Origin of the sequence: Rhizobium ruizarguesonis, assembly GCF_017357285.1 — a bacterium.
GTDB lineage: Bacteria > Pseudomonadota > Alphaproteobacteria > Rhizobiales > Rhizobiaceae > Rhizobium > Rhizobium ruizarguesonis.
In genome coordinates this window covers 3739324-3762154 of record NZ_CP071678.1, presented here as the reverse complement: position 1 = coordinate 3762154, position 22831 = coordinate 3739324, and the positions used below count along the sequence as shown (strand labels likewise).

18 protein-coding genes and 1 pseudogene are annotated in these 22831 nt (G+C 60.5%); 11 read left to right on the top strand and 8 right to left on the bottom strand.

Annotated features, from left to right (window positions below; all coding sequences use genetic code 11):
• The first annotated feature begins 153 nt into the window (after positions 1 to 153).
• The 8 genes from chvE (at position 154) to J3P73_RS18585 (ending at position 9234) form a co-directional block, all read left to right on the top strand.
• Complete coding sequence (gene chvE / locus J3P73_RS18620) at positions 154 to 1218, top strand: multiple monosaccharide ABC transporter substrate-binding protein (protein WP_003561803.1); 1065 nt, start codon at positions 154 to 156, stop codon at positions 1216 to 1218.
• Positions 1219 to 1310: 92 nt separating this feature from the next.
• Positions 1311 to 2849 (top strand): multiple monosaccharide ABC transporter ATP-binding protein, encoded by a 1539-nt coding sequence (mmsA, locus tag J3P73_RS18615; RefSeq protein ID WP_018073835.1) that lies wholly within the window; start codon positions 1311 to 1313, stop codon positions 2847 to 2849.
• Positions 2846 to 4057, top strand: coding sequence for a multiple monosaccharide ABC transporter permease (gene mmsB / locus J3P73_RS18610; RefSeq protein ID WP_003561801.1), 1212 nt, complete (start codon positions 2846 to 2848; stop codon positions 4055 to 4057). Before mmsA ends, mmsB begins: the two co-directional genes overlap by 4 nt.
• Before the next feature lie 105 nt (positions 4058 to 4162).
• Positions 4163 to 5158 (top strand): AraD1 family protein, encoded by a 996-nt coding sequence (gene araD1 / locus J3P73_RS18605; RefSeq protein ID WP_024319451.1) that lies wholly within the window; start codon positions 4163 to 4165, stop codon positions 5156 to 5158.
• 71 nt (positions 5159 to 5229) lie between these two features.
• Positions 5230 to 6663: an aldehyde dehydrogenase family protein gene (locus tag J3P73_RS18600; RefSeq protein WP_130664954.1), complete on the top strand. Its 1434-nt coding sequence runs from the start codon at positions 5230 to 5232 to the stop codon at positions 6661 to 6663.
• A 62-nt stretch (positions 6664 to 6725) separates the two neighbouring features.
• On the top strand, positions 6726 to 8465 hold the full coding sequence (gene araD, locus J3P73_RS18595) for an L-arabinonate dehydratase (RefSeq protein WP_018073838.1): 1740 nt from the start codon (positions 6726 to 6728) through the stop codon (positions 8463 to 8465).
• A 119-nt stretch (positions 8466 to 8584) separates the two neighbouring features.
• On the top strand, positions 8585 to 8827 hold the full coding sequence (locus J3P73_RS18590; protein ID WP_197726841.1) for a type II toxin-antitoxin system Phd/YefM family antitoxin: 243 nt from the start codon (positions 8585 to 8587) through the stop codon (positions 8825 to 8827).
• On the top strand, positions 8824 to 9234 hold the full coding sequence (locus tag J3P73_RS18585; protein WP_130692433.1) for a type II toxin-antitoxin system VapC family toxin: 411 nt from the start codon (positions 8824 to 8826) through the stop codon (positions 9232 to 9234). Before J3P73_RS18590 ends, J3P73_RS18585 begins: the two co-directional genes overlap by 4 nt.
• 70 nt (positions 9235 to 9304) lie before the next feature.
• Here J3P73_RS18585 and J3P73_RS37640 read toward each other — a convergent pair.
• The 4 genes and pseudogenes from J3P73_RS37640 to J3P73_RS18565 all read right to left on the bottom strand — a co-directional run bounded on the left by J3P73_RS37640 (position 9305) and on the right by J3P73_RS18565 (position 13924).
• Positions 9305 to 10367, bottom strand: a pseudogene (locus J3P73_RS37640) (HD domain-containing phosphohydrolase).
• A gap of 369 nt (positions 10368 to 10736) precedes the next feature.
• A complete protein-coding gene (locus tag J3P73_RS18575; protein WP_018495269.1) occupies positions 10737 to 11561 on the bottom strand; it encodes a transglutaminase family protein in 825 nt (274 codons plus the stop codon).
• Between the two features lie 12 nt (positions 11562 to 11573).
• On the bottom strand, positions 11574 to 12515 hold the full coding sequence (locus J3P73_RS18570) for an alpha-E domain-containing protein (protein WP_018073842.1): 942 nt from the start codon (positions 12513 to 12515) through the stop codon (positions 11574 to 11576).
• Positions 12515 to 13924 (bottom strand): circularly permuted type 2 ATP-grasp protein, encoded by a 1410-nt coding sequence (locus J3P73_RS18565; RefSeq protein ID WP_018073843.1) that lies wholly within the window; start codon positions 13922 to 13924, stop codon positions 12515 to 12517. Before J3P73_RS18565 ends, J3P73_RS18570 begins: the two co-directional genes overlap by 1 nt.
• A gap of 383 nt (positions 13925 to 14307) precedes the next feature.
• On the opposite strand from J3P73_RS18565, the gene J3P73_RS18560 reads away from it, so the two are divergent.
• On the top strand, positions 14308 to 15210 hold the full coding sequence (locus J3P73_RS18560; protein WP_018495267.1) for a DMT family transporter: 903 nt from the start codon (positions 14308 to 14310) through the stop codon (positions 15208 to 15210).
• Between the two features lie 56 nt (positions 15211 to 15266).
• Here the strand turns inward: J3P73_RS18560 and J3P73_RS18555 are convergent, their stop codons facing one another.
• From J3P73_RS18555 to J3P73_RS18545, 3 genes are all read right to left on the bottom strand, one after another.
• Complete coding sequence (locus tag J3P73_RS18555; RefSeq protein ID WP_207580012.1) at positions 15267 to 16982, bottom strand: DEAD/DEAH box helicase; 1716 nt, start codon at positions 16980 to 16982, stop codon at positions 15267 to 15269.
• A 247-nt stretch (positions 16983 to 17229) separates the two neighbouring features.
• Positions 17230 to 18345 carry a DNA alkylation repair protein gene (locus tag J3P73_RS18550; RefSeq protein ID WP_130664953.1) on the bottom strand — a complete coding sequence of 372 codons (1116 nt, stop codon included), beginning with the start codon at positions 18343 to 18345 and terminating at the stop codon, positions 17230 to 17232.
• 73 nt (positions 18346 to 18418) lie between these two features.
• The gene (locus J3P73_RS18545; protein WP_075224561.1) at positions 18419 to 19447 is read right to left on the bottom strand and encodes a LacI family DNA-binding transcriptional regulator; all 1029 of its coding nucleotides are present in this window, start codon (positions 19445 to 19447) and stop codon (positions 18419 to 18421) included.
• Positions 19448 to 19610: 163 nt separating this feature from the next.
• Between J3P73_RS18545 and J3P73_RS18540 the strand changes: the two genes are divergently transcribed.
• Entirely contained in the window at positions 19611 to 20558 is a 948-nt protein-coding gene (locus tag J3P73_RS18540) for a dihydrodipicolinate synthase family protein (RefSeq protein WP_024319458.1), read from the top strand.
• Between the two features lie 194 nt (positions 20559 to 20752).
• Entirely contained in the window at positions 20753 to 22138 is a 1386-nt protein-coding gene (locus tag J3P73_RS18535; RefSeq protein WP_130692429.1) for an MFS transporter, read from the top strand.
• A gap of 125 nt (positions 22139 to 22263) precedes the next feature.
• Here the strand turns inward: J3P73_RS18535 and J3P73_RS18530 are convergent, their stop codons facing one another.
• Positions 22264 to 22572 carry a hypothetical protein gene (locus J3P73_RS18530; RefSeq protein ID WP_003561784.1) on the bottom strand — a complete coding sequence of 103 codons (309 nt, stop codon included), beginning with the start codon at positions 22570 to 22572 and terminating at the stop codon, positions 22264 to 22266.
• Between the last annotated feature and the right edge of the window lie 259 nt (positions 22573 to 22831).

The following is a 22831-nucleotide window of genomic DNA, read 5'->3' as shown; positions in this document are numbered from 1 at the left end:
CCGCCGTGTGCTGGTTGGCACTCAACACGTGTGAGATCGTGGAGGAGACCTACTTCGTTTCTCACCATCTGAAGTAACTATCCAATACGGAACCTGCCACAGTTTCGGGGCGGGCGATTTTTCGTCCGCTGCTTATTAACAAGGGAGAGAGAAATGAAATCCATTATCTCATTGATGGCTGCGGCTGCCTTCGGCGTCGCTTCGTTCGTTGCACCGGCTCTGGCCGCGGATAAGGGCACTGTCGGTATTGCGATGCCGACCAAGGCTTCTGCCCGCTGGATCGACGACGGCAACAACATCGTCAAGCAGCTGCAGGCTGCCGGTTACGGCACTGACCTGCAGTATGGCGACGACGACATTCCGAACCAGCTTTCGCAGATCGAAAACATGGTCACCAAGGGTGCCAAGGTTCTCGTCATCGCTTCGATCGACGGCACGACGCTTTCCGACGTTCTCCAGAAGGCACACGACGCCGGCATCAAGGTCATCGCTTACGACCGCCTGATCCGCGATTCGGGCAACGTCGACTACTACGCCACCTTCGACAACTTCCAGGTCGGCGTTCTGCAGGCTGGCTCCATCGTTGACGGCCTCGGCCTCAAGGATGGCAAGGGCCCGTTCAACATCGAACTGTTCGGCGGCTCTCCGGACGACAACAACGCCTTCTTCTTCTATGATGGCGCAATGTCCGTCCTGCAGCCCTACATCGACAGCGGCAAGCTCGTCGTGAAGTCCGGCCAGACCGGCATGGACAAGGTCGGCACGCTGCGTTGGGATCCGGCAACGGCTCAGGCCCGCATGGACAACCTGCTCTCGGCCAACTACACCGACGCCAAGGTCGATGCCGTTCTGTCGCCTTACGACGGTCTCTCCATCGGTATCATCTCCTCGCTGAAGGGCGTTGGTTACGGTACTGCGGCTCAGCCGCTCCCGATCGTCACCGGTCAGGACGCTGAAATCCCGTCGGTCAAGTCGATCATCGCTGGCGAACAGCACTCGACGATCTTCAAGGACACCCGCGAACTCGCCAAGGTCACTGTTGCCATGGTCGACGCCGTCATGTCCGGCAAGGAGCCTGAGGTCAACGACACGAAGACTTACGACAACGGCGTCAAGGTCGTTCCGTCCTATCTGCTGAAGCCGGTTGCCGTCGACAAGACCAACTACAAGCAGATCCTCGTCGACAGCGGTTACTACTCTGAAGACAAGCTGAAGTAATGAGAAGGACCGGAACCCGCGCTTGCGGGTTCCGGTCTTCGATTTTATGATCGCCCAGCCGCTTGAAGGCTGTTGGCGCTGGAACTTTGACTATGGACAATACCATCCTCGAAATGCGGAGCATCACCAAGACGTTCCCAGGCGTCAAGGCACTGGAGAATGTAAACCTCAAGGTTCGCCAGGGTGAAATCCACGCATTGGTGGGCGAAAACGGGGCCGGCAAATCGACCCTGATGAAAGTGCTATCAGGCGTCTATCCCACAGGAAGCTATGAAGGCGACATCGTCTACGAAGGCGAGACGCGCAACTTCAAGGTCCTGAAGGACTCAGAAGAAATCGGCATCGTCATCATTCACCAGGAACTGGCGCTCGTGCCGTTGCTGTCGATCGGCGAAAACATCTTCCTCGGCAACGAGAATGCCAAGAGCGGCGTCATCAGCTGGGACGAGACATTCAACCGCACGAAGCAGCTGCTGAAGAAAGTAGGCCTGTCCGAATCTCCGAACACGCTGGTGACCGACATCGGCGTCGGCAAGCAGCAGCTCGTCGAGATCGCCAAGGCGCTGTCGAAGAGCGTCAAGCTGCTCATCCTGGACGAGCCGACCGCTTCGCTCAATGAACGCGATTCCGACGCGCTGCTCACTCTGCTCATGGAGTTCCGCAAGCAGGGCATCACTTCGATCATCATTTCCCATAAGTTGAACGAGATCCGCAAGGTCGCGGACCAGATCACGGTCCTGCGCGACGGCATGACGGTCAAGACGCTCGACTGTCACGCGGACGAGATCAGCGAAGACATCATCATCCGCAACATGGTCGGTCGTGATCTCGAGGACCGCTACCCTCCGCGTTCGGTGCCGATCGGCGAAACCATTCTCGAAGTGAAGAACTGGAACGCCTATCACCAGCAGCACCGCGACCGTCAGGTGCTGCACAATATCAACATCACAGTCCGCAAGGGCGAAGTCGTCGGTATCGCTGGCCTGATGGGAGCAGGGCGCACCGAATTCGCCATGAGCTTGTTCGGCAAGGCCTATGGGCATAAGGTTTCGGGCGAGGCGCTGATGCACGGCAAGCCGGTCGACGTCAGCACCGTGCGCAAGGCAATCGATGCAGGGCTCGCCTACGTCACCGAAGACCGCAAGCAGCTCGGCCTCGTGCTCAACGACACGATCCTGCACAACACGACGCTCGTCAATTTGGCGGCGGTGTCGAATGCGTCCGTTATCGACAGCTTTAAGGAAGCGCGGGTTGCGACCGACTATCGGTCGAAGTTGCGTATCCGTTCCTCCAGCATTTTCCAGGAGACGGTCAATCTTTCTGGCGGCAACCAGCAGAAGGTGGTGCTGTCGAAATGGCTGTTCTCCAATCCCGATATTTTGATCCTCGACGAGCCGACGCGCGGCATCGATGTTGGCGCAAAATACGAAATCTATACTATCATCAACCAGCTTGCCGCCGATGGAAAGGGCGTTCTGATGATCTCGTCGGAAATGCCCGAACTGCTCGGCACGTGTGACCGCATCTACGTGATGAACGAAGGGCGCATCGTCGCGGAACTGCCGAAGGGAGAAGCAAGCCAGGAAACCATCATGCGCGCTATCATGCGCTCAGGGGAGAAGAAACAATGACGCCGATCAATCAACCCATCGCTGAGCAAGGGCGTGTCGTCTCCATCGGAGACTACGTTCGCGGCAACATCCGCGAATATGGCATGTTTATCGCGCTTATCGCGATCATGGTGTTCTTCCAGTTTTCGACCGGTGGCGTTCTCTTCAGGCCGCTCAACCTGACAAACATCATTCTGCAGAACTCGTTCATCGTCATCATGGCGCTCGGCATGCTGCTGGTGATTGTTGCCGGCCATATCGATCTTTCGGTGGGATCCGTCGTCGGCTTTATCGGCGCTATCGCCGGCGTGATGACGGTGCAATGGCACACCAACTATGTCCTGGCGGGTATCGTCTGCCTCGCCATGGGCGCGCTTGTCGGCGGCATCCAGGGCTATTTCGTCGCTTATCACAAGATCCCGTCCTTCATCGTCACGCTGGCCGGCATGCTGGTCTTCCGCGGCCTGACGCTGTTCGTGATGACGGCATCGGGGACCGGCACCAGCATCGGTCCTTTCCCGCCGGCATTCCAGCTGATCAGCATCGGCTTCCTGCCGAACGCTTTCGATATGGGCGGCATCAACTCGACCTCGATCATTCTGACCGTCGTTGGCGCCGTAACCCTCTTCTATCTGGCATGGCGCAAGCGTCTATCGAATGAAAAGCATGGCAATGACGTCGAGCCGCTGGGCTTTTTCCTCGCCCAGAACGCCCTCGTCACCCTCGCTATTCTGGCGCTCGGCTACCAGCTGTCGATCTATCGCGGCTTCCCGAATGTGCTTATGGTCATGCTTGTTCTGGTGGCTGCCTATGCCTTCATTACCCGCCGCACGACGATCGGCCGCCGCATCTACGCCATGGGCGGCAATGAGAAGGCGACGAAGCTTTCCGGTATCAACACCGAGCGGCTGACCTTCCTGACGTTCGCAAACATGGGCCTGCTTGCCGGACTGGCCGGCCTGATCGTTGCCCTGCGTCTCAACTCGGCGACGGCCAAGGGCGGCTTTGGTCTTGAACTCGACGTGATCGCGGCCTGCTTCATCGGCGGCGCATCCGCCCAGGGCGGCGTCGGCAAGGTGACCGGCGCTGTTATCGGCGCTCTGATCATGGGCATCATGAACAACGGCATGTCGATCCACGGTCTCGGCACCGACTCGCAGCAGATGGTCAAGGGTGCGGTGCTTCTCGCTGCCGTGTTCTTCGACGTTTACAATAAGAACAAGGGCTGAGCTTAGCTCGGCACCCGCTCGCAGTCATATGAAACCTGAATTCCGGCTCCGCATGGAGCCGGAGAGGCGTAGCTGTGCCATCGCCAAAGGAAAAGGATGAGTAACGTGCTTATTTCACAGATCAAGGGTGCAAACGGAGAGATCATCGTCGCCGTGCGCGAGCCGGGCGGCGATGCCAAGTCGGTCAAGAACGCCGTCAGCGTCTATGCGCTGGCGATGGAGGCCGCAGACGGCGGCAAGTCCCTTGCCTCAGTCATCGAAGCGCATGGCTACGGAGATGCGGTCGATCTTGAAAAGGCCTATGCGGAAGGCCGCTTCCTGCCGCCGATCACCCATCCCGATGCCGCGCACCTGCATCTGACCGGCACTGGCCTGACACATTTGGGCTCGGCGGCAACGCGCGATTCGATGCACAAGAAGACCACCGAAGCCGCCGAGGAAACCCTCACGGACTCGATGAAGATGTTCAAGATGGGCCTCGAGAACGGCAAGCCGAAGGCTGGCGAAAAGGGTGTTCAGCCCGAATGGTTCTACAAGGGTAACGGCTATGGCGCCGCTGCCCCCGGCGCGCCGCTGGTTTCGCCTTCCTTCGCGCTCGATGGCGGCGAAGAGCCTGAAATGGCCGGCATTTATGTGATCGCCAAGGACGGCTCGCCCTTCCGCATCGGCTTTGCGCTGTCGAACGAATTTTCCGATCACGTCACCGAGCGGATTAACTATCTCTATCTCGCCCATTCGAAGCTGCGTCCGGCAAGCTTCGGCCCGGAAATCCGTGTCGGCGCGGCCCCGGAAGATATTCGCGGCACCTCGCGCATCAAGCGCGGCGATAAGGTGATCTTCGAAAAGCCGTTCCTGTCCGGTGAAGCGAACATGTCGCACACCTTCGCCAATCTGGAATATCACCATTTCAAATATGGCCTCTTCCGGGTTCCAGGCGATGTTCACGTCCATATGTTCGGTACGGCGACCCTTTCCTTTGCCGATGGCGTCAAGACCGAAGAGGGCGACGTCTTCGAGATCGAGGTCGGCGAATTCGGCCTGCCGCTCCGCAATCCGCTGAAGGTGGCGGCCGAGGAAGAGATCGCCGTCAGGCAGCTCTGAAATTCAAGACCTGGCCGCATTTGGCGGCCGGATCGTTGCTCGTAAACGGGTAAAGGAGGCTTGTTAAGCCCATGACCATTTATCAAAACCTGATCGCCGGCGAATGGGTCGGCTCGAACGCGACGAAGAATATCAACCCGTCGGATACGAACGAAGTCGTCGGCCTCTATGCCGACGGCAGCGCTGATGACACGAGAAACGCCATCGCTGCCGCCAAGGCCGCTTTCCCGGCCTGGTCGCGCTCGGGCATCTGGGAGCGCCACGTCATCCTGAAGAAGGCTGGCGACGAGATCATGGCGCGCAAGGACGAACTGGGCGCGCTGCTTGCCCGCGAAGAAGGCAAGACGCTGCCGGAAGCGACCGGCGAGGTTATCCGCGCTTCGCAGATTTTCGAGTTCTTTGCTGGCGAGGCGCTGCGGCTGGCCGGTGAGGTTGTCCCGTCGGTTCGCCCGAATATCGGCATCGAGATCACCCGCGAGGCTCTCGGCGTCATCGGCATCATCACGCCGTGGAACTTCCCGATCGCCATTCCCGCCTGGAAGATCGCGCCGGCACTCTGCTACGGCAACACCATCGTCTTCAAGCCGGCCGAACTGGTGCCCGCCTGTTCCTGGGCGATCGTCGATATCCTGCACCGCGCCGGCCTGCCGAAGGGCGTGCTGAACCTCGTCATGGGCAAGGGCTCGGTGGTCGGCCAGGCCATGCTCGAAAGCCCCGACGTTCACGGCATCACCTTCACCGGTTCCACCGGCACCGGCAGACGTGTCGCCGCCGCCTCCATCGAGCATAACCGCAAGTTCCAGCTGGAAATGGGCGGCAAGAACCCGATGGTCGTGCTTGACGATGCCGATCTCAACGTCGCCGTCGAGGCAGCCGCCAATTCCGGCTTCTTCTCGACCGGCCAGCGCTGCACCGCCTCCTCGCGCCTGATCGTCACCGAAGGCATTCACGACAAGTTCGTCGCAGCACTCACCGACAAGCTGAAGACGCTGGTCGTCGACAACGCCCTGAAGGCCGGCACTCATATCGGCCCTGTCGTCGATGAGCGGCAGTTGAAGACCGATACCGACTATATCGATATTGGCAAGTCGGAAGGCGCCAAACTCGCCTTCGGCGGCGAGGTTATCTCGCGCGACACGCCCGGCTTCTACCTGCAGCCGACGCTGTTTACCGAGGCGACCAACCAGATGCGGATTTCGCGCGAGGAGATCTTCGGGCCTGTGGTGTCGGTGATCCGGGCGAAGGATTACGACGAGGCGCTTGCCATCGCTAACGATACGCCGTTCGGCCTTTCGGCCGGCATCGCCACGACGAGCCTGAAACATGCGACGCACTTCAAGCGCAATTCTGAGGCCGGCATGGTGATGGTGAACCTGCCGACGGCAGGCGTCGATTTCCACGTGCCGTTCGGCGGCCGCAAGGGTTCGTCCTACGGTCCGCGCGAGCAGGGCAAATACGCCGCCGAATTCTACACAACCGTCAAGACCGCCTATACCCTGGCTTGAGACAAAGGCGATGACCCCAGGCCGTACGAGGCGGTCTGGCGACATCCTGAAGGATAGAGACTATGAAAAAGAAAGCGGAATGGCCGCGCAAGCTGAGGTCGCAGGAATGGTACGGCGGTACGAGCCGCGACGTGATCTATCACCGCGGCTGGCTTAAGAACCAGGGTTATCCCCACGACCTGTTCGACGGCCGGCCGGTGATCGGCATCCTCAACACCTGGTCGGATATGACCCCGTGCAACGGTCATCTCAGAGAGCTCGCCGAGAAGGTCAAGGCGGGCGTATGGGAGGCTGGCGGTTTCCCGCTTGAGGTGCCGGTGTTCTCGGCATCCGAAAACACCTTCCGCCCGACCGCGATGATGTACCGCAACCTTGCCGCGCTCGCGGTGGAGGAGGCGATCCGCGGCCAACCGATGGATGGGTGCGTACTGCTGGTCGGCTGCGACAAGACCACGCCGTCGCTTATCATGGGGGCGGCTTCCTGCGACCTGCCTTCGATCGTCGTCACCGGCGGGCCGATGCTGAACGGCTATTTTCGTGGCGAACGGGTCGGCTCGGGCACGCATCTGTGGAAGTTTTCCGAAATGGTGAAGGCCGGGGAGATGACGCAGGCCGAATTCCTCGAGGCCGAGGCCTCGATGAGCCGTTCGTCGGGCACCTGCAACACCATGGGCACGGCCTCGACCATGGCTTCCATGGCCGAGGCGCTCGGCATGGCGCTCTCCGGCAACGCCGCTATCCCGGGCGTCGATTCCCGCCGGAAGGTCATGGCGCAGCTTACCGGCCGGCGTATCGTGCAGATGGTCAAGGACGACCTGAAGCCCTCCGAGATCATGACGAAGCAAGCCTTCGAGAATGCCATCCGCACCAACGCGGCCATCGGCGGTTCGACCAATGCCGTCATCCACCTGCTCGCCATCGCCGGCCGTGTCGGCATCGATCTTTCGCTTGACGACTGGGACCGCTGTGGCCGTGACGTGCCGACCATCGTCAACCTGATGCCGTCGGGCAAGTACCTGATGGAGGAGTTCTTCTATGCCGGCGGCCTGCCGGTGGTTCTGAAGCGCCTGGGCGAGGCGGGTCTCTTGCACAAGGATGCGCTGACGGTATCCGGCGAAACCGTCTGGGACGAGGTCAAGGACGTCGTCAACTGGAACGAAGACGTTATCCTGCCAGCCGAAAAGGCGCTGACAGCTTCGGGCGGCATCGTCGTGCTGCGCGGCAATCTCGCGCCGAAGGGCGCGGTGTTGAAGCCTTCGGCGGCTTCGCCGCATCTGCTGGTGCACCGGGGCAGGGCTGTCGTGTTCGAGGATATCGACGACTACAAGGCCAAGATCAACGACGATAACCTCGATATCGACGAAACCTGCATCATGGTCATGAAGAACTGTGGGCCGAAGGGCTATCCCGGGATGGCCGAGGTCGGCAATATGGGGCTGCCGCCGAAGGTGCTCAAGAAGGGCATCCTCGACATGGTGCGCATTTCCGACGCCCGCATGTCCGGAACGGCCTACGGTACCGTCGTGCTGCACACATCGCCGGAAGCGGCTGTCGGCGGGCCGCTGGCGGTCGTGAAAAACGGCGACATGATCGAGCTTGATGTGCCGAACCGTCGTCTGCATCTCGATATTTCCGATGAGGAACTGGCGCGACGGCTTGCCGAATGGCAGCCGAACCATGATCTGCCCACATCCGGCTATGCCTTCCTGCATCAGCAGCATGTCGAAGGGGCTGATACCGGCGCCGACCTCGATTTCCTCAAGGGATGTCGCGGAAACGCGGTCGGCAAGGACAGCCACTGACAACGTAAATCCAGGATTAGAAATCGATGAAAGGCGGGGCATCACCCCGTCTTTTTCTTTGCACTTGTTCAATGAAGAAATGGCGTTATATTCTGTATAAATGTACAGGAGATATGGTCATGTCTAGGACCGTTGGTGCAGCCGAGTTCAAGGCGAAATGTCTGAACCTTATCGATCAGATGGGGAAGGACGACGAATCTATCGTCATCACCAAACGCGGCAGGCCAGTTGCCGTGCTTTCGCCGGCACCTGGCCCCAGCGGACGCAGGAGTATCATCGGCGCGATGAAGGGCAGCGTATTGCGCTATGACGATCCGCTGTCTCCGGCTGCTGAAGCAGAAGATTGGGACGCCGTTCGTTGATCGTCATCGACACGCATATCCTCGTCTGGGCAATGCAGGACGATGCACGCCTCGGTTCACAAGCCCGGCGCATCATCGACGAGATGACGGAGAAAAGCCGGATCCTGATTTCGGCGATTACACCTTGGGAAATCGGGATGCTTGTGCAGAAGGGGCGCCTGGCGCTCGGCGACGATGTTGGGCGATGGATCGACAGCGCGCTGTCTCTGCCCGGAATCCAGCTTGCACCGATTGAGCCTTCCATCGCGATAGACAGCGTCCGGCTACCCGGCGAGTTTCATGCCGACCCCGCCGACCGCATCATCGCTGCCACAGCCCGTTTTCATCGCGTACCATTACTTACGGCCGACCAGGCGATCCTCAGCTACGGCGCGCGCGGCCACCTCCAGGTTCTTGCAGCGGGTTAGGCTTGGGGTGGAGGGTTCAAGTTGCTGCCTTGGGACAGGGCCGGGTTGACCAGCCTAAAATCATCCGGCTCTAGCCGTTTGAGACCGCCATGCTGTGATCCTCGTCGGCGCCATGTTCGAAGAGCGCACGGATCGCCGGCCATTTGCGACGGAATGCGGCAACGCAGGCCGGGTCGAAATGCGATCCGCTGCAGGCGATGATTTCCTCGTAAGCCCGTTCGAACGGCCAGGCTTGTTTGTAAGGCCGATCGGAACAGAGCGCTTCGAAGACGTCGGCGACTGCGACAATGCGCGCTTCGATCGGGATCGCATCGCCGGACAGGCCCTTGGGATAGCCGGTTCCGTCCCATTTCTCATGATGGCCGGCAATGATGGCAGTCGCGACGCGCGAAAGCTCGGCGGAGCTGTTGGCAAGAATGGCGACGCCGATCGGAACATGTTCGCGCATGAGTTCGATCTCGTGCTGGTCGAGCTTACCCGGCTTCTGCAGGATGGCATCGGGAATGGCGATCTTGCCGATATCGTGCAAGGGAGCGGCGAGATAGATGTTGCGCCGCTGGATGCGGTCGAGGCCGAGGCCTTCGGCGATCAGCTCGGCGATATTGGCGACGCGCTCGATATGGTCGCCGGTGTTGCCATCGCGCGAGGCCATCGCCTGGGCAAGGCACCAGATGATCTCCTGCTCGCGCATATCGGCCTGTTCGGTAGCGTGGCGGAAGGCCATGTCGAGTGATTTCGCCCGGTCGGCAAGCGCCAGCTGGGCCTTATGCAGGGCCATCAGATTGAGGACGCGCGCCTGCAGTTCCAAGGGGTCAAAGGGCTTGGCAAGAAAATCCGTGGCGCCGGCCGCCAGCGCTTCCAGCCGAACCGACCGCTTCGCCTGCGAGGTGACCATCACGACCGGCACATCCTCATAACCCGGCTGGCGGCGCAACCTGCGGATCATCTCGATACCGTTCATCTCAGGGCATCATATAATCGATTAGCACGACGTCGAATTCGACGGCCTGGCAGCGAGCAAGGGCTTCGAGCGGATTGGTGAAGCTTTCGACCACACAGCCGGCGAAACCACGGACCGCGGTCTCAAGGGCGAGAAGGCTGGATTCGCTGTCGTCGACGATAAGAAGAGGCATGGACGATCCTGTTAAATCCCAGAAGCAAACAGGCTGCCTCATCGGAGGGCCGCGATTGTCGCCTCATCCGTGCCGGCAGCTCAACATCATCATGAAAGCCTGCATCATGCTGCTTCTTAATCGGCGCCTGCCGAAATACACTAGGCGTCGCCGCAGACAAGCTTGTGCCTGCGGCCTTAAAATAGAGTTAGTCTGCAATGAAAAATTGACGGACGGCAATTATGACGTGCGGCCCATCCCGGAAGCAGGCGGAAATTCGGGATCGTCGGTGTATATATGCAAGTCGAACATGCTTGTTTTACGGCAAACTCGCCAGGTATTCTATCGGCCCCAATCGCAGGGCGCGGTAAAGCTATTTGTGCGCTCCGCTCAACTCTGGCTCTGGCTTTGCATCTGTCCGCCGTCCTCGACCTTCACGGTAACCGACAGCGTTTCGCCCGGCGTGCCTATGCGCATACCTGAAATCGGCGCAGCGTCGCGATAGCAGAGGCCGGAGGCGACACGAATGTAGCGCGCATCCGGGCAGATCTCGTTGGCGGGATCGAAGCCGACCCAGCCGAGGCCGGGAATATGCGCCTCGGCCCATGCATGGGTCGCAGCCTGCTCGATCTTTTCCTCCATCATCAAATAACCGGAGATGTAACGCGCCGGTACCTGCAAGGCGCGGGCGGCGGCAATGAAAATATGCGCATGGTCCTGGCAGACGCCGCTCTTCTTCTCCAGCGCCTGTTCGGCCGTCGTCTCGGTGTTGCTGGTGCCGGGCTTGTAGTCGACCGTTTCGTGGATTGCGGCCATCAGCGCGTGCATGCGGGCAAGCTCGTTGTCGCCACCGATGCCCTTGATCAGTTCCTTGACCAGCTTGCCGCCCTTGGTCAACGGCGTGTCGCGCAGGAAGAGCCAAAGCGGGCAGAAGCCGGTATGCGGGCCGGTGACGCCGTTATTGTCCTCCGTCTCGACCTCGCCTTCGGCGAGAATGCGCGTCACATCCTGCTCGCCTTCCAGCGAGACCAGATTGACGTGATTGCCGTACTGGTCGTCATATTCCACTTCGGGCGTGGCGCCCTCGACGTTCAGCGCCCAGCCGAGCACTTTCTGAGCGGGGCTCGTCGGCGGCGTCAGCCGCAGCCTTTGCAGCGAGAACTGCGTCGGTCCGTCGTAGCGGTATTCGGTGAGGTGGCTGATCTTCAGTCTCATGTTGTTATCCGCTTATACATAGAACCGGTAGCCATCGGAAATTTCCGCGCCGAGCTTGTTGTTACGCGAGACGAAATCCTCCAGGAATTCGTGCAGGCCCTGATCCATGATATCCCGAATCGCCCTTGTCTGCAGTGTCTTGCGGATTGAATCCGCGGTATCGTGGGCGGGAAGCCGCTCCTCGTAATCCTGGGCGAGATAGCCGAGATTGCTGACGATCTTCTCGTAGCAATAGGCAAGCGAGCGCGGCATCTGGACATTGAGGGTCAGGAAGTCGGCGATGTTCATCGCCCGGTATTCGCCGTCATAGGCCCAGCTATAGGCGCGGTGCGCCGAGACCGAGCGCAGGATCGATTCCCACTGGACGTTGTCGAGAGAGGAACCGACTGATGAAACCGAGGGCAGCAGCACGTAATATTTCACGTCGAGAATGCGGCTGGTATTGTCGGCTCGCTCGATGAAGGTGCCGATGCGGGCAAAATTATAGAGCTCATTGCGCAGCGTCGAACCATGGAAGGCGCCGCGGATGAGGCCGGCGCGGCGCTTGATGACATCGATCACCTCTGGCATTTCGGCCGCCTTGACTCGCTTTTCGAGCAGCGACTTCAAGTCGATCCAGCATTCGTTGGTCGCTTCCCAGGTCTCCCGCGTCAGCGCCGTGCGCACCATACGGGCATTGTTGCGGCCGGAATCGATGCAAGACATGACGCTCGACGGATTGGTGCGATCGCGCAGGAGATAGTCGATCGCGTCGGCGTTGGTCAGCTTGTTGTGGCCTTCGTCATAAGCCTCGCGCACGCCCGCACTTTGTAGAACGCCATCCCAATTGTCATCGCCGGTGCTGCTGCGGGTCAGCGACATGCGTAATCCCGCATCGATCAGGCGGGCTATATTTTCGGCGCGCTCGATGTAGCGAAACATCCAGTAGAGGCCGTTTGCTGTTCTTCCGAGCATCAGTCCTCCAATACCCAAGTGTCTTTGGTGCCGCCGCCCTGGCTGGAATTGACCACCAGCGAGCCTTGCTTCAGCGCTACGCGGGTGAGCCCGCCCGGAATGATCTGCACCTTGTCGGATACAAGTACATAGGGGCGAAGGTCGACGTGGCGCGGAGCAATGCCCTTGTTGACGAGGATCGGCACGGTGGAGAGCGACAGCGTCGGCTGAGCGATGTAATTGTTCGGCTTGGCCTTCAGCTTCTCGGCGAAATCGGCGCGCTCCTTCTTCGATGCTGTCGGGCCAACCAGCATGCCGTAGCCGCCGGAGCCGTGTACCTCCTTGACGACGAGGTCTTCCAGGTGTTCCAGCACATATTTCAGGCTGTCGGCTTCCGAACAGCGCCAAGTCGGCACGTTTTCGAGCAGCGCCTTGCGGCCGGTATAGAATTCGACGATCTCGGGCATATAGGAATAGATCGCCTTGTCGTCACAAATGCCGGTGCCTGGCGCATTGGCGATGGTGATGTTGCCGGAGCGGTAGACATCCATGATGCCGGGAATCCCGAGCGCGGAATCGGAGCGGAAGGTCAGGGGATCGAGGAAGTCGTCGTCGACGCGGCGGTAGAGCACGTCGATCGCCTCGTAACCGCGTGTCGTCCTCATCTTCACCTTGCCGTCGATGACGCGCAGATCCGCGCCCTCAACCAGTTCGACGCCCATCATGTCGGCGAGGAAGGAATGCTCGTAATAGGCGGAATTGTAAATGCCCGGCGTCAGCACGGCGACGCGCGGCTTGCCCTTGCAGCCGGGAGGGGCGAGCGAGGCGAGGCTCTGACGCAGCAGATAGGGATAATCCTCGACACGCTGCACCTTGTTCTCATGAAAGAGCTCAGGGAACATCTGCATCATGGTTTCCCGGTTTTCCAGCATGTAGCTGACACCGGAGGGCGTGCGGGCATTATCCTCCAGCACGTAAAACTGGTCCTCTCCGGTGCGTACGATGTCGGTGCCGACGATATGGGTATAGACGCCGCCGGGTGGCCGGAAGCCGATCATCTCGGGGATGAAGGTGACGTTGTTCTCGATCAGCTCGCGCGGGATGCGGCCGGCGCGGATAATCTCCTGCTTGTGGTAGATATCGTCCAGAAAGGCGTTCAGTGCGATCACCCGCTGCTCGATGCCCTGGGCGAGCTTGCGCCACTCGCGGGCGGAGATAATGCGGGGAATGATGTCGAAGGGGATGAGCTTTTCGGAACTGTCGGCATGGCCGTAGACCGCGAAGGTGATGCCTGTCTTCCGGAAGATGTTTTCCGCATCGCGGGACTTGGCAATCAGATGCGCCCGGTCTTGGCTATTGTACCACTCGAAGTATTTTTCGTAAGGCGGGCGAGGACTTTCGTCCCCTGTAATCATTTCATCAAATGCCAAAAGCGCGGCTCCCCTTTTTGTTCATTTGAATACAACGCAAATGGCAATGCAAGAACCATGCGCAGTTCGAGCAAAAGATTTTGCGCTGCGGGAAATGGGTGAAAATCTGGGCATTTAAAGCGATGCGGTGCGGCGTGGCGGATGATCGACCTGCAGGCTTGCGCAAAATCTGAGCATGTGATCATTTTTCGTTCGGTCAAGGCGGTCGAATATGGTCATGTGCGCGAGGCTGGCCGCCCTTGGTGGTAAACCACCAGCTGGCAAAACTGCCATCGGCTCTCTGCGATCAGCGAAATTTCAGATAAGCATCAACGCTTCGCTTTTGACTGCAGTGGCCGGGTGGGGCTATCAGCACGGCGGACCCCTCTCTCCCGAGCCGCCCCATGTCCCTTGATCGCCTTGCCCCCGCCGTTTTCGTCCTCCTCTGGTCCACGGGCTGGGTGGTGGCGAAATACGCCTCGCTGCATTCCGAGCCCTTCACCTTTCTTTCGATACGTTACGCGCTGTCGGCGGCGGCATTCCTGGCGCTCTGCCTGGTGGTGCGGGCGCAATGGCCGAAAAGTCGGGCGACGGCGCTGCGCGCCATCTATTCCGGCTTCTTCCTGCATGGCTTCTATCTCGCCGGTCTCTGGTGGGCCATCGCCAATGGCGTGCCGGCCGGCATATCGGGCATCATCGCGGCGCTGCAGCCGCTGCTGACGGCAATGGCAGCTCCCTTCCTCATCGGCGAGCGGCTGCAGCAGGCGCAGAAACTCGGCCTTGCCCTTGGCTTTATCGGCATTGCCATTGCCATTTCGCCGAAGCTGCTCGGTCCGGCGACCGCCGATCTCACACATGCAGGCCTGCCGCTGGCGATCAACCTCGTCGCCATGGCGTCCGTCACCTACGGCACGCTCTATCAGAAGAAGCACCTGCAATCCGGCGACCTCAGAACCATCGCGACTTTGCAATATATCGGCGCGCTGATCCTCACCCTGCCGCTTTCGCTGATCTTCGAGCATCAGCACTTCGACGGCACCAAGCAGGCCTATGGCGCGCTCGCCTGGTCGGTCTTCGGTCTGTCGATGGGCGGCGTCGGGCTTCTGCTTCATCTGATCCGCCGCGGCCAGGTGTCGCGCGCCGCCTCGCTGATCTATCTGATGCCGCCAGCGGTCGCTCTCGAAGCCTTCATCGCCTTCGGAGAACCGCTGACCCTGCCGTTGATCGTCGGCACCGTGGTGGTCGTGACAGGCGTCTATCTCACGAACCGCAAGGCGTTCAGCGAGCATAGGCCTGCGGAGGCGTAGATAACAAAAAAGGCCGGAGATATCCCCGGCCTTTCCGTTTTTCAGTCGTTCAACGATCAGGCGCGTTCGCGGCGCTGGCCGCCGCCGTTGCGGGAGCCGGAGCCACCGCGACGATTGCCGCCGTTGCCGTCCCGGCGCGGTTCGCCGGCCTGGGCCTGCTGCGGGCCGCGGTCTTCGCCATGCTTGCGGGCCGGACGGCCATGGGCGTGGCGGCTGTTGCCGCGGTGATGGCCGCTCGGTTCGCCATTGGCGTGCGCAGGACGCTGCGGCTTTGCCGAGGGGCGGAAGTCGGAGGTCGAGGCCAGATCGTTGTCAGGACCGAGATTCGTGGCCGCTTCGCCGCGGCGCTGGCCACGGAAATCCTCATTGCGGCCGGTCGGGCGCTCCGGACGTGGACGACGCTCTTCGCCGCCGGCGCGGACTTCACCGCCTTCACCTTCGCGGCGCGGGCGGCGTTCCTGACGGCTGCCGCGATGCTCCGAACGGTTCTGGTCGCCGCGGCCTTCGCCGCGACCCTGACCTTCGCGACCCTGGCCGCCATTGCGATTGCGGTTGTTGCCGTTGGCGCGACGGGGCGCGCCGTTCATGTTTGCCGGAGCTTCACCGCTTGCGACAGTGATGTCGATGCCCATCAGGCGCTCGATATCACGCAGCAGCCTGGCTTCATCGGGAGCGCAGAAGGCGATGGCGATGCCGTCGCGGCCGGCGCGCGCGGTGCGGCCGATGCGATGGACATAGGCGTCAGGCACTTCAGGCAGATCGTAATTGTAGACGTGGCTGACAGCCGGGATGTCGATGCCGCGGGCGGCGACGTCGGTGGCGATCAGCGTCTTGACGCTGCCGTCGCGGAAAGCCTTCAGCGCCCGCTCGCGCTGACCCTGGCTCTTGTTGCCGTGGATCGAAGCGACGGAGTAGCCGATGTTTTCGAGATGCTTCATCAGCTTCTCGGCACCATGCTTGGTGCGCAGGAAGACCATGGCGCGGCCATCAGGGTTTTCGGTCAGCGACTTGCGGAGCAGTTCCGTCTTGTCGTTTTTGCCGGCGACGAAATGGACGTACTGCTCGACCTTGTCGGCAGCCTTGCCCGGGGGCGTGACTTCGACCTTGACGGGATCGACGAGATATTCGCCGGCAAGATCGGCAATCGCCTTCGGCATGGTGGCCGAGAAGAGCATGGTCTGGCGCTTCTTCGGCACCATCTTGGCGATCTTGCGCAGATCATGCACGAAGCCGAGGTCGAGCATCTGGTCGGCTTCGTCGAGCACGAGATAACGAACCGCAGTCAGCGTGATCGCGCGGCGATTGACGAGGTCGAGCAGGCGGCCCGGTGTGGCGACGAGGATGTCGGTGCCTTTTTCGAGCTGAAGCTGCTGCTTGTTGATCGAAACGCCGCCAACGACGACATTGATGCGCAGCGGCGACTTGCGGATGAACTTCTTCAGGCTCTCGGCGATCTGGTTCACCAGTTCGCGGGTCGGGGCGAGAATCAGCGTCCGCGTCGTGCGGTTGTCGGGACGCCGTTCATCGGCGAGTAGCTTTTCGATCAGCGGCAGGCCGAAAGCGGCCGTCTTGCCGGTGCCGGTCTGGGCAAGGCCGATCAGGTCGCGGCCTTCGAGGAGGAGAGGAATTGAATGTTCCTGGATCGGCGTCGGCGTTTCGATGCCGAGCTGGAACAAAGTAGCGACGATCGGCTTGGAGACACCAAGCGATTCAAAATTAGTCAAGGCAAAACCTTTCGGGGCGCCACAACGACTATCGCCGGAACGCACCATGCGATCCGGTTTCATTCTGGCGTCAAGAACCCCGCGTGAAGTGGGAACTTGTGAGTTGGAAAAAGCTTTCCAGCGCTTCTGGCCGCTCATGGGGAGTGCGGCACTCTATCGAAATGCGCTTTTGTCCCTTCTTCCTGCATCTGTATTTTTCAGCAGGGGCACGCTCACGCGGCGGCCGGAAGGGTGAAAGCTGACCCGCATTTGGGCTAGTTCGCGTGGAAAGTCAAGTGCAGTGCACAAGAAAGCCTCAGCCCGGGTCAGCTGAGGGCATGAAGAGGACGAAGCTTTGCGATGCTATCTCTGCGCCGTTGACGATGATGGTAATGCGATGTTCGCCGGGATAATAGCGCCGCGTGGTGATCGGCCGCATGGCGTGGCGGCGCTCAATCGCGTGGCTTTGCCCGGGAGCAAGCATTATCGTCTTGCACTTGAAGACCTTGGGTGAGAGCGAACCGTCGCCCTTCATATGGTGGATGGCATAGTCGATCATCAGCGATTGAGTGATCTCGCCGGCATTCGTCACCCGGATTTCGAAATCCAGTCCTGCGCCGAACATCACCTCTACATTCTGGATCCGCAGTTCGCATTCGAGCGAAGCGGCCACGCCGAAGCCGAAATTGGCGAGCGCCTGCGCGTGGCCCTTCTTCAGAAGCGTGCGCGAGGCGTGTTTCAGCAGCCAGCGGCGTTCGGGTGAAGCGCCGTCGATATGGCCGGCGATGAAGGCGGCGACCAGATCCGGGTGATCCTTGGCGACGTCGTTCAGGCTGTTGGCCACGGAGCGGCGCACATATTCCTCCGGATCATCCATCAGCGCGGTCAGGATGGGCAGGATCGGCGCCGGATCCTGCACGAGCTGCGGCAGGCGCATCGCCCAGGGCAGGCGCGGCCGCGTTCCCTCGCTCGCCAGCCGGCGCACATGCTGATCGGGATCGTCGACCCAGCCGGAAATGATCGCCAGCGCGTGCTGCTGGTCACGGTGGATAAAGGGGCGGATGCCGTATTCGGCCGTGAAATGCGGCGTCAGCGCCTTCAGGAGATCGAGACCGAGATCGAAATGATCGGGGCCGCGTGCGGCGATGAACTGATTGACCGGCAGCAGCATCCAGCCGGAGAGCCCCGGCCTGTTGGCGGCGGGCAGGCTCGCCTTGAGCATGGCTGCAGCCTCTCGGAAATCACCGGGAAGGGTGGCAAACAGCGCGTCGCGGATCAGAGCCGAGCGCTCCATCAGCTCCAGCGCGGTGAGGCCCTCGGTCGCCAGGGTCACGAAGCGGTTTTTATCGAAAGTCGGCGCGTTGCCGGAAATGCGATCGGCCATATCGCCGACCAATGCCTCATGCAGCAGGTTCTTGAGCGGTTCCGGCATGCTGGTCCTTCCTCTCTATGCGACCGCCGCATGCGGCCCGCATGAGGGCAGCATGGTCTGCGTGGTGCGAGCTTTAGCGTATCGGTGCCGTCGATTTCCTTGGAATGAGGGTTGGGGCCGAGATCCGAATACGCTCGTCGGCAGGGCTGTTGTCACCGGCAAGAAGATCAAGGGCGTTTGATGCAATTTGCTCAAACGGCACCCGCAACGTCGTGAGCGGCGTGGGGAGGTGGCTGACAATCGGAATGTCATTATAGCCTACGATCGAGATGTCCTGCGGCACGGAAAGGCCAAGTTTCGTCAGTCCCGACAAGGCGCCGATGGCGGTATTGTCGTTGACGGCGAAAATAGCGGTTGGGCGCGGACTAAGATGCATCAGTGTCTCGACGGCTACCGCACCGGACTCGATGCCGAATGTCGAGGGAATGATGTATGAGGGGTCTGCCTTCAATCCAGCTTCTTCCAGGGCGTGGCGGAAACCCTCCACTCGGCCCCGCGAACTGGAGGCATAGGATGGACCGGCGATGACGCCAATTCTGCGATGGCCGAGATCGAGGAGGTGGCGGGCGGCGAGGTACCCACCGAGCCTGTCGTCGCCGACCGACGAGAGGCTGTGGCCATCCGTCCGGAGTGCGAGGACATAAGGAATACCGCGTTTTGCCAGCTCGTCCGGAAAGTCATCGTCTTCCCGCGCTGTCGAAAGAATCAGACCATCGACACCGCGTTTCAGCAGAGACCCGGCCGCAAGCCGGTCTGCCTTTGGCTTGTCGTCGGTCGTTGCGACAATCGCGAAGCGGCCACTACGGCTGCAGGCCTTGGCCAGTGCTTCATAAAGCATGGCCATGACCGTATCCGTCAGCCTGGGCACGATCACCCCGATTGTCATCGTGTTGCCGCGCCTGAGGCTCGCTGCGGAAACATCCCGAACGTATCCGAGCTCTTCGGCAACCTTGCGCACGCGCCGCGCGGTCTCGCTGTCGGAGCGGGGAAGCCTCTCGTCCAGTATGCGGGACACGGTAGATTTGGAGACACCGGCTGCGGCAGCGACGCCGTGAATAGTGACGCGGGTCTGTCCCGGAACTTCATCCGTCTTTGAATTCATTGAGCCTTTTCCATTCGAGTCGGCAATCGGCCGTCGCCATTCTGAGCATGCACCAAAAAAGATATTGACTCCAGAGAATTCGAGAACGATAGTGGGAACGTTCCCGTAAACGATCCTATATCGGTCGCGAATGAACCGCGATCGCACGAAGGAGGAGACCAATATGCAACCGATGGATATGCGCGGGCTGAGCCCGGCCCCCGTTACCGCTTTCACCCGCGACGGTGAAGTTGATCACAAAGCCAACGCCAAACTCGCCAAATGGCTGGTCTCGATGGAAGGCGTCAAAAGCCTCGTCATCCTCGGTCATGCCGGTGAGGGCACCTTCCTCACGGAAGAGGAGCGCCTCGCTCTCATCCGCACTTATGTTGAAGCAGTCGACGGTGCCGTTCCGATCATTGCCGGGATTACCGGTGAAGGCACGAGGGTCGCCGCTGAAGAGGCCAGGAAATGCAAGGCTGCTGGGGCTACCGGCGCGCTCGTCTATCCCAACCACGGCTGGCTGCGTTTCGGCTTTCAGAAGGGAGCGCCTCAGGATCGCTACAAGGCAATCTGGCAGGAGTCTGGCCTCCAGTGCATCCTGTTCCAGTATCCCGACGCCACCAAGGCATCATACGATCTGGATACACAGCTTGCGATTGCCACCCAGGAAGGCGTCGTCGCTACCAAGAACGGCGTGCGAAATATGAAGCGCTGGTATGTCGAAATTCCGGAGCTGAAGAAAGCCAATCCAAAGCTGCAAGTTCTGAGCTGCCACGATGAATGGCTGCTGCCAACCATGTTCGATGTCGACGGTCTGCTCGTCGGTTATGGCAATATCGCGCCCGAGCTGCTGATCGACCTGATCAAAGCCGGCAAGGCACAGGACTATCCGGAAGCGCGCAAGGTCTTCGAACGCCTTCTTCCGGTGACGCGTGCCGTCTATCACCGTGGCTCTCACATGGAAGGCACCGTGGCCCTGAAACTCGGCCTTGTCCACCGCGGTATCCTTGATCACGCCACGATCCGCGAGCCGCTGAAGAACCTTGGCGAAAAGGCCGAAGCAGAGATCTTTGCTGCCTTCGACGCCGCCGGTATCGGTCGCGTTGACCAGTTGCTGGCAGCCGAGTGACCTCTTTGACGCCCCTGCGCAGGTCGCAGGGGCGCATTCCCAAGGGAGGAGGAAACCATGGAAACCCGCCGCAGACTTGAACGTCTTTGAAGGCCATTGCTCTGACGGGACGAACTGACGCGCAGTAGCAACCATCAAGCAGGAGCGCCCCTGGCCGGGAGAGTGGTAGTCCACGGGGCGAGAAGGAGGAACCAATGAATGTCACGCAGCCTATGCCGGCTGAGACGGCGAATGCCGCTGATCCTCAGGCCGAAATCAGCGCTCGTCTGGAGCGCCTTCCCATCACCCGCGAGGTATTCTGGGCGCGCAATATCGTCGGCGCCGCAACGTTCTTCGACGGCTACACGGTCATCGCCATTGCTTATGCCATGCCCGTCCTCGTCCGCGAGTGGGGCCTGACTCCCTCACAGACCGGCATGATCCTGTCGATGGGCTATCTGGGGCAGTTGATCGGTGCGATCCTGTTTGGCTGGCTTGCCGAGAAGGTCGGCCGGCTGAAAGTTCTTCTGTTCACGATCCTGCTCTTCGTCAGCATGGATGTCGCATGCCTGTTTGCCGCCGGGGCCGGCATGATGATGGCCTTCCGTTTCGTCCAGGGGATCGGCACGGGCGGCGAGGTTCCGGTCGCCAGCGCCTATATCAACGAGTTGATCGGATCGAAGGGGCGCGGCAAGTTCTTCCTCCTCTATGAGGTCATGTTCCTGCTGGGCCTCGTCAGCGCCGGGCTGATCGGCTACTTCATGGTACCGGTTTACGGCTGGAAGGCGATGTTCGTCGTCGGTCTCGTTCCCGCAATCATCATGATTCCTCTGCGCTGGTTCCTGAAGGAATCACCGCGTTGGCTAGCTGCCAACGGCCGCTATGGCGAAGCAAACGCTATCGTCACCCGCATGGAAGAAAGTGCTCGTGCAGCCGGCAAGGAATTGCCCGAACCGAAGCTCCTCCAAGCGCCGGTCCACCGCAAGTCGGACTGGCGCGAGCTCTTCCAGGGCGTCTACTTGAAGCGGACGCTTTCCATCTGGGCAATGTGGTTCACTGCCTATACGGTCGCCAACGGTACGATCACCTGGCTGCCGACCCTGTATCGACAGGTCTTCAACCTCCCGCTTCAAACCAGCATCTTCTATGGGTTCCTGACATCAGTCGGAGGCGTCATCGCCGCTGTCATCTGCGCGCTGCTCATCGACAAGGTGGGACGCAAACGCTGGTACACGGGGGCGCTGCTTCTCGCTCCCGTGCCGCTGCTGGCTCTCGCATGGCTCGGCGCGACCTCTCCCATCCAGGTTTTGGTTCTAGCCGGCCTCGCTTATGCGATCGTCCAGACCGTCACATTCTCCCTTTACCTGTACTCGGCAGAGATCTACCCGACGCGCCTGAGGGCATTGGGAACCGGAACCGGCAGTGCCTGGCTTCGCCTGGGATCGTCGACCGGCCCGATCATCGTCGGCACGGTGATGTCTTCCATGGGCATTCAGTATGTCTTTGCGAGCTTCGCAGCCATTCTGATCGTCGGTGCAATCATCACGATGTTGTTTGCGGTAGAAACCAAGGATCGCGTGCTGGAGGAGCTTTCTCCGTAACGGTTGAAAATACGGTCTGATCGGCTTGATCTGGCGGATGAAAATCCGCCAGTTTCATTTGGTCGTTGGTGAGGGCACTCGGTCGGCGCCGCCGGGAGGTCAAGCGCCGCCGGATGCGGTTTGCGCTATCGCTGGCAGACTTTAACGCGATAGGGATTGCCCCAATCATCGTGCAACCATTCGAAGTGGCAATAGTCTGGCCGGTAGTAGGTCCGGTAGACGGGATAGGGGCGGTAAGCCGGATAGGCGGGATAGACCGGGTAGGCGGGACGGGCGGCCTCCGACAGCAGGGCGCCGCCGACGACCCCGGCGGCAAGGCCGCCCCAGAAGGCATCGCGTGGACGGGCATCGGCGGTGGTGGCGGTGGCGAGCGAGGCGCCGGCGAAGGTCAGGGCGATCAGGCCCGTCGCCATGGTCTTATGAAGAACGGACATGGTATTTTCCTTTCATGGGCATGGCTTCCACAAAGCCATGCCGAGACTTGGCCCGGATCGCGGCAGCGCAATGGCCGCGCAAGCCGTTTCGGCATTAAATTTTCGTCATGATTTCAACGGATCCCAACGTCGAAAGGAATTATTGCCGGCGTCCTTTCAGTCTCGTGCAAGCCGGAGCTGGTCATCTCGAATTATCTTCAGCCTCGTGAGCCGGCTCGTAAAATTCCGCTGTCGAAATTTATGGTTAAAACCTTGTTAA